7 protein-coding genes are annotated in these 7,354 nt (G+C 44.6%); 2 read left to right on the forward strand and 5 right to left on the reverse strand.

Annotated features, from left to right (window positions below; translation table 11 throughout):
* Both Q0192_RS07135 and Q0192_RS07140 read right to left on the reverse strand, forming a co-directional pair.
* On the reverse strand, positions 1-677 hold a 677-nt coding region (locus tag Q0192_RS07135; protein WP_299288210.1), incomplete at its 3' end, for a PQQ-dependent sugar dehydrogenase.
* A gap of 94 nt (positions 678-771) precedes the next feature.
* The gene (locus Q0192_RS07140) at positions 772-1,626 is read right to left on the reverse strand and encodes an oxidoreductase (RefSeq protein WP_299288213.1); all 855 of its coding nucleotides are present in this window, start codon (positions 1,624-1,626) and stop codon (positions 772-774) included.
* A 253-nt stretch (positions 1,627-1,879) separates the two neighbouring features.
* Between Q0192_RS07140 and Q0192_RS07145 the strand changes: the two genes are divergently transcribed.
* Entirely contained in the window at positions 1,880-4,033 is a 2,154-nt protein-coding gene (locus Q0192_RS07145; RefSeq protein ID WP_299288216.1) for a xanthine dehydrogenase family protein molybdopterin-binding subunit, read from the forward strand.
* 37 nt (positions 4,034-4,070) lie between these two features.
* Here the strand turns inward: Q0192_RS07145 and Q0192_RS07150 are convergent, their stop codons facing one another.
* A complete protein-coding gene (locus Q0192_RS07150) occupies positions 4,071-4,298 on the reverse strand; it encodes a hypothetical protein (RefSeq protein WP_299288218.1) in 228 nt (75 codons plus the stop codon).
* A 515-nt stretch (positions 4,299-4,813) separates the two neighbouring features.
* On the opposite strand from Q0192_RS07150, the gene Q0192_RS07155 reads away from it, so the two are divergent.
* Complete coding sequence (locus tag Q0192_RS07155) at positions 4,814-5,092, forward strand: hypothetical protein (RefSeq protein WP_299288221.1); 279 nt, start codon at positions 4,814-4,816, stop codon at positions 5,090-5,092.
* Between the two features lie 106 nt (positions 5,093-5,198).
* Here Q0192_RS07155 and Q0192_RS07160 read toward each other — a convergent pair whose 3' ends face one another.
* Both Q0192_RS07160 and Q0192_RS07165 read right to left on the reverse strand, forming a co-directional pair.
* Entirely contained in the window at positions 5,199-6,503 is a 1,305-nt protein-coding gene (locus Q0192_RS07160) for an MFS transporter (RefSeq protein WP_299288224.1), read from the reverse strand.
* A 98-nt stretch (positions 6,504-6,601) separates the two neighbouring features.
* Positions 6,602-7,354 (reverse strand): cyclomaltodextrinase C-terminal domain-containing protein (locus tag Q0192_RS07165; RefSeq protein ID WP_299288227.1); only part of this gene is annotated, 753 nt, incomplete at its 5' end.

Below are 7,354 nucleotides of genomic sequence, written 5' to 3' on the forward strand. Positions count from 1 at the left end.
GCAGCTGATAAATCCTGCGCTTTTACACGGATATCGTTTGAGCCGCGTTCGCCGGTACTTACAAACAAGTTGCCTTGTTTATCAAATACAATCCGCGAACCATATTGCAAAGAACCGTTGTAAGCAGGTATGGCGCGATAAATCACCTGGATATTTTCGATTTTAGTTTCATCGGCCGATAGTTTTCCTTTGGCAACGGCCAGCAAAGAACCATTCGGGGTTTTTTCGGCATAATCCCAAAAAATCGTTTTGTTTGAAGCAAAATTTGGGTCAATGTTTACATCCAGCAAACCACCTTGCCCTTCGGCCAGCACGGCTGGCAAGTTGGTTATTTTTTTGTCCTGTTTGCCATCAGCCGTCAAAATCAGCATGTTTCCTGCTTTTTGGGTAATCAGAAAACGTCCGTCTGGCAACAAGCAAATTGCCCAAGGCTGTTGCAGGTCACTGTTGATAACCGAGATTGACAGAGCTGTTCTGGTTGTTACGCCTGGCGCGCGTGTTTGCCCGGCAAAAGCAGGTTTGTAATCACTGTTGGGGCTTTTCGTTTCCACCGGCGCACTGGTTTTGCTGGTGTCCGGCTGGTTATCGGCCAAATTGCCGGTACTGTTTTTACAGGCACAAATTGATGCCAGCAAGGTAAATCCGGCCAGCAAAGCTTGGGTTTTGATGTTTATCATGGTGAAAACAGGCGTTTTTTAAATAAAGGTATCGAACCTAAAATTACAAAAAGTTGTGATTGAAAAAGCTGTGTTACCACAACAAACCTTGCGTTTATCTTTCCGTTTCCGGGAAATCTGCGCCTAAGGTTACTTCTTTCCAGGCTTCAAAATTCGCTTTTAGCAAATCAATTTTTTCCATTGCCATTCTATATGCCGGTTCGCCCAGCAATAAACGCAAAGGTGTGTTTTCAGCTTCTACCGCTTTGATAATTGCTTCGCAGCCACGTACCGGGTCGCCTTGTTGTTTACCGCTTCCGTTTTGGCTTGCGGCCATCCTCGCGCCAACGGTACTTTCGTAATCCGCAATTCCAACTGGCGTGCGCGAAGTGGAACGGCCTGCCCAATCGGTACGGAAAGGCCCGGGTTCAACAATCAACACTTTGATTCCCAACGGTTCTAATTCCTGCGCCAAAGATTCTGACAAACCTTCGACCGCAAATTTTGTGGCGTGATAAAAGCCGGTTGCCGTAAAAGCCCGCAAACCGCCGATAGAAGAAAAATTGATGATATGCCCTTTTCGGTTTTTGCGCATTCCCGGCAAAACGGCTTGCGTCATGCTGATCAACCCAAAAACATTGGTTTCAAATTGCGCCCTGATTTTTTCTTCCTCGCCTTCTTCAATGCTGCTGAAATAACCGTAACCGGCATTGTTAACCAACACATCAATCTTGCCAAAAGTTTCTTCGGCTTGTGCCACGGCGGCCAAAACTTGCGCTTTATCGTTTACGTCCAGCGGCAAAACCAGCGTTGCGCTTTCGTGCCCTTCGGCAATATCTTTTATTTGATCCGTTTTTCTCGCCGTAACCACCACATTCCAGCCCCTGGCCAAAACCAGCCTGGCCAACTCCCGGCCAAAACCGGTGGAGCAACCGGTGATAAACCAAACCGGGTTATTTGTTCTTTCCATATTATTTTTTGCTGCGCTGATTTTGAACGCCCTTATATAACAGGAAATGGCTGGCGGTGTTCGGTAATTTTTTTGTTGAATAATTTTATGCCGATAAAAACAGCATCCGTTCAAGAACTAATGTTGATCCGTTTGTTTTAGATTGAAGCAAATACATTCAACCTTTCAGCCCGATCCCAATTTTTAGGTGATAAAAGAAGCATCGCCAAAAATTGCAGGTAATCCATTTTAAAAACAAATTATCCAACTAAACATGAACCAAAACAACACATCGCAAGGCTTTGTCGGAAAACCAATCAAACGGGTTGAAGGCTTGGAGAAAGTTACCGGAACAGCAAAATACGCGGCCGAATATCCTTTAAAAGATTTGGCTTACGGCGTAATTATCAGCAGTAAAATTGTCAAAGGCCGTATTTTGGAGATCAACAGCCAGCAGGCCGAACAATTGCCCGGCGTGTTGGCGGTCATCAGCCATTTAAATTCGCCCGAAGTTCCCGGTCGCGATATAAGTCCGGCTTCGGCCATTCCGATTTTTTCAGGAAACGAGTTTAAGCCTTTTCAAAACGATCAGATCCGTTTCAATTTGCAACCCGCTGCAATGGTTATTGCAGATACGTTGCAACTGGCACAATACGCAGCAACTTTGGTTTCGGTTCGATACGAAGAAGAAGCGCACGAAACCGATCTGGAAAAGCAATTGGAATTTGCCGTAAAACCGGACAAACCATCCGATTATTTGCGTGGTGATGCTAGTGCCTGGAAACATGCGCCTGTTATTTTAGAGCAGGAATACCAAACGCCAATTCAAGTGCACAATGCGATGGAACCTCATGCGGCAACTGCTTATTGGGAAGGCGAACATTTATTTATCTTTAATAAAACGCAGTCTGTTAAAACCACACAGCAGCAGTTTGCGCAATATTTCAACCTGAAACCCGAAAACGTACACGTTCATGCGCCTTTTGTTGGCGGTGCTTTTGGCAGTTCTTCGCGTATGTGGCCGCACGAAATGGCGGCTGTGCTGGGCGCAAAAAAAGTGAAACGGCCGGTACAAATTGCCTTATCGCGCGAGCAGGTTTTTAATATGGTTGGTTACCGGCCGCACTCCGTTCAAAAGTACAATATCGGTGCTCATGCGGAAGGAAAAATCCTTGGCATCAACCACGAAGCTTACGGTTTAACTTCGCGGTACGAGCAGTTTATGGAGCGCATTTTGGATCCCACAAAATCCATGTACAACACGGCCAATATAAATTCGGTTTATAAATTGGTTCCCTTGGATGTGAATACGCCTTGCCCTGCCCGTGGCCCCGGCGAGACCAGTGGTTCTTTTGCCATGGAATCTGCTGTGGATGAGTTGGCTTATCAGTTAAAAATGGATCCGCTGGAGTTTAGGCTGAAGAATTTTGCGGAAACCGACCTCAACAAAAACGTGCCATGGTCGAGCAATCACTTAAAAGAATGTTACCGGATTGGTGCCGAAAAATTTGGCTGGCAGCAACGAAACTCGCTTCCCGGTTCTACCAAAATCGGGGAAATTTTGGTGGGAACCGGCATGAGCGCGGGCATTTACAAATCGGAACGAACACCATCTGAAGCAAGCCTGAAAATTTTTGATGACGGAAAAGTGCTCATCCAAAGTTCGGTTTCTGATAACGGGCAAGGTTCGGCCACCATCCTTACCCAAATTGCGGCTGATGCTTTGGGCGTTGATTTAAGCCAAATACAAATAGAATGGGCCGATTCAAAATTTCCGATGGCGCCACCGCAATATGGGTCGCACACCACCAACTCCATTGGTTCTGCCATTTATGAAGCTGCTTTGGCTTTGAAAAAGAAGCTGGCTGATTTAAACCAGTCTTCCGAAGCCGACCTGAAACGCATTGATTACGGTTTCCTTCTGAAAAAACACAACTTAAAAGAGTTGGAAGCTTCGGTAGAATCCAAACCGGGCGACGAAAAAGACCAATATTCCAGCAAATCTTTTTGTGCCAATTTTGTGGAAGTGCAAATCCACGCCGAAACGCGGGAAGTGAAAGTTACGCGCGTAGTTTCGGTGATTGATTGCGGCCGGATCATTAACCATCAAACGGCGCACAGCCAAGCTTTGGGTTCAATTGTTTGGGGAATTGGCATTGCGCTGATGGAAGAAGGCATCATTGACCATAACTTCGGCCGTTATGTAAACAATAATTTAACCGATTACCATGTTCCGGTTAATGCCGATGTGCCGAATATCGAAATCCATTTTATCGAAAAACCGGACGATATTGCCACGCCCATCGGCACAAAAGGTTTGGGCGAAATTGCTTTGATTGGTTTTTCGGCGGCGGTTGCCAATGCCGTTTTTCATGCCACCGGCAAGCGCATCCGTCAATTGCCCATTACTTTAGATAAGCTGTTGTAGAAAAAATCAATACTGTTTTTACCAGGCAAAATTTAGTTTACCGGGCCGAAAGCCATTTCTCCTGCTCGTCAACCTGCGCCCCGATTTCTCGGATTTGCGAATCGTGCAGCCACTGGCCCTTTTGGCAAATCCAGCCCGATTCGGTTTTGTTTAGCTCTAAGCTGATCAAAACCTGGCAGCCTTTAAACTGGTAAGTTTGGTGGTTTTCGGTACTTACCGTTCCGTAAATGCGGCCTAACGTCGGGCTGGTAAAATAAACTTTCATGCTGTTGCTTTTTGTACGGCTGTTGCATTTTCGATACCAAATTCCGCAGGCATTGCTGCTTTACGGCCAAATGCTTCTTTTACCGTGCTTTTTTTAGTGTTGACTTTTGAAATTCTTTTTGCTGAGAAAGCTTTAAACCAAAGCTTGTAGAAATACTTGCACGCTTATTTTCTCAGGTTGAGGAATTGGGAACCGAGGAAATGCTTCTTTTACAACCTAAATTTTTATGCCGTAAAAGAAGCATAATTACCGCCAATGTTTTGACGGGTCTTCAAAAGCCGTTAACCGAGACGTTGAAGGTGGCAAAGTTTGCCTCGGAAAATCAGAAACGTTGTTTTCGCCAACGCTGTCCCAATCTTCACGCAAAATTGTTCCTCCTGCATCACAAGTTGCATTTGTAACTGGTGTAGTGGTTGTAAACAGAATTTAAGGAAAGCGCAAACCTTGCAGGTAAAGCCAATGCCTTCTACTTTCAAACAAAACAAACACTCCTACTTTAGCAAAAACCCTAAACCATGAAAACAAGAATTTTAGTTTTACTTCTGGCATCTTGCCTGCTTTTTTCTTTTTCTTTTGATAACCTAAAACCTACGGCAATCCGGTTAAAAGGAACCTGGCAATTGGTATCTGCAACTACAATTACCAAAGGAAAAAGTGTAACAACAGATTACCGCAAAAACGAGCGGATGATCAAGATCATCAACGATACGCATTTTTCCATGCTTCTTTTACCGCATAAAAATCATTGGCCCATTTTTTTGCAGCGAAACAGTTTTCAAAAACAAAATTTATAGGCATAAAAAAAGCATTATAAATTCTTCTTGATTAAAATTTAAACAGGCCCTAAATTAGGTTTAACTTATTTCCGATACTTCTTTTACCGCCTAAAAATTACTGTCATCACTGCTCAGGCTCGAAGTTGATGTCCTTTTCATCGTGAATAAACAAGACACAAACCGCGGCACAAAACATAAAAATACCTGCCAAAACGATGGCATAAATGGCCTGATCGTTAAAAAGGTGTTTCACAATCAGCCCGCCAAACAAACCGTTGATAATTTGCGGCAAGGTGATGAAAAAGTTGAAAATCCCCATGTAAACGCCCATTTTTTGGGAAGGGATAGAGCCTGATAAAATAGCATAAGGCATGGCCAGGATACTTCCCCAGGCCAAACCAACGCCAACCATAGAAATAAGCAGCAGTTTGGGGTCGTGGATAAAAAAGATGGATATTAAACCAGCACCGCCGGCAATTAAAGAGAAAGCATGTGTTATTTTTCGGCTGGTGATGCGTGCGATTGCAGGCAGAAACAGTGCATAAATTGCCGAAACACCATTGTAAACGCCAAATAAAATTCCCACCCAATTGCCTGCATCAGCAAATTTAATGGATGAAGTATCCGTTTTTGGCACCTGATAAATGTGTTGCGCAATGGCAGGCGCCGAAAAAACCCACATGGAAAACAAAGCAAACCAGGAGAAAAACTGCACCAGGCCCAACTGCCGCATGGTTGAAGGCATGTTTGCAAAATCCTGAAATATGCTGAGCAGACCACCGGATTCTACTTTTGGTTCGTTGGCATGGAAAGCGGCATACTCTTCGGGCGGGTATTCTTTGGTGGTAAAAATAGTCCACAACAAACTACCAACCAACACAATGGCGCCGGTATAAAAAGAAAAAAGCACGTTGTTTGGGATATGGTTTTGATCGGCCGTTTTAGAAATGCCCAAGTATTCAGAAAAAATATAAGGCAGCCAGGAACCCATCACCGCGCCAATACCGATCAAAAAAGTTTGTACCGAAAAGCCCAGGCCACGCTGGCTGTCGGGCAAATTATCGGCAATTAAAGCGCGGAAAGGTTCCATCGCCACGTTAAAAGAAGCGTCCATAATCATCAGCATACCGGCGCCAACCAAAATCGGCGGTAAAATAAATGCCATAAAAGAAGCATTTGGCAAAAAGATCAAAGCGGCCGCGGCCAGCAGGCCGCCGGTTAAAAAGTAAGGTTTGCGCCGGCCTAAGCTCGTCCAGGTTTTGTCGCTGTAATGGCCGATAATGGGCTGCACGATCATCCCGGTTAAAGGCGCGGCCAGCCAAAAAAGCGATAAATGCTCAACGTCGGCGCCAAAAGTTTGCAAAATGCGCGAAGCATTGCCATTTTGCAAAGCAAAGCCAAACTGGATGCCCAGGAAGCCGAAATTCATGTTCAATATCTGCCAAAAAGTTAATCTTGGCCGTTGTAAAACTGTTTTCATAAAATATAAATCATTGATCGTTTAGGTTATTTTTTGGGGACGAAGACTCATTTCAGTTCCAGCAACGTTACTGATTTGGCTGGCAAATCGAGTTTACTGATCGAGTTTAATTGTTCGCCAGTCATCACATTTAAGGCTTTGGTAAAACCATTCGTGCGTTCTGCAAAACGGTCGGTTGTGATCGTTTCGGTTTTATCGCTGCTGTTGTAGGCAACCATCACCGTTTTTTGGCCATTGTACCTGAAATACACGTAAACATTGCCTTGCGGAATGTACTGCATCAGCTTTCCGGTTTGCAGTGCTGAAGTGTTTTTCCGGTAATTGGCTAATTTTCTGACGTAATCAAAAGCTTCGTTTTCTTTTTCGGTACGGCCGGCAGCGGTAAAGTTGTTCACTTTATCATCTTTCCATCCTCCCGGAAAATCCAAGCGTACCAAACCATCAGGGTTGGAATAATTTTTCATCAAAATTTCATCACCATAATATAGCTGAGGAATGCCGCGCATGGTGAGCAACAACGCCATCCCGGCTTTGTATTTATTGAAATTCTCGTTCACAACGGAGTAAAAACGGCTCATGTCGTGGTTGTCCAGAAAAATTACGTTTCGGGTTGCATCCTGGTATAAAAAATCCTGCGCCAAAACGGAGTACAAGCGGTTCACGCCGTCGGTCCAACCTGTTTTTCCATTTAATGCTTCGTTTATGGCCTCTTTTATTTGTCCGTCGGTAATGCCGGGCAAATGTGTATCAAAACCACGGTTGACGGTATTTCCCTGTGTAAAATAAGCCTGGTTGGCTAC

This window comes from uncultured Mucilaginibacter sp. (assembly GCF_937859865.1).
In the GTDB taxonomy this organism is placed as follows: Bacteria; Bacteroidota; Bacteroidia; order Sphingobacteriales; family Sphingobacteriaceae; genus Mucilaginibacter_A.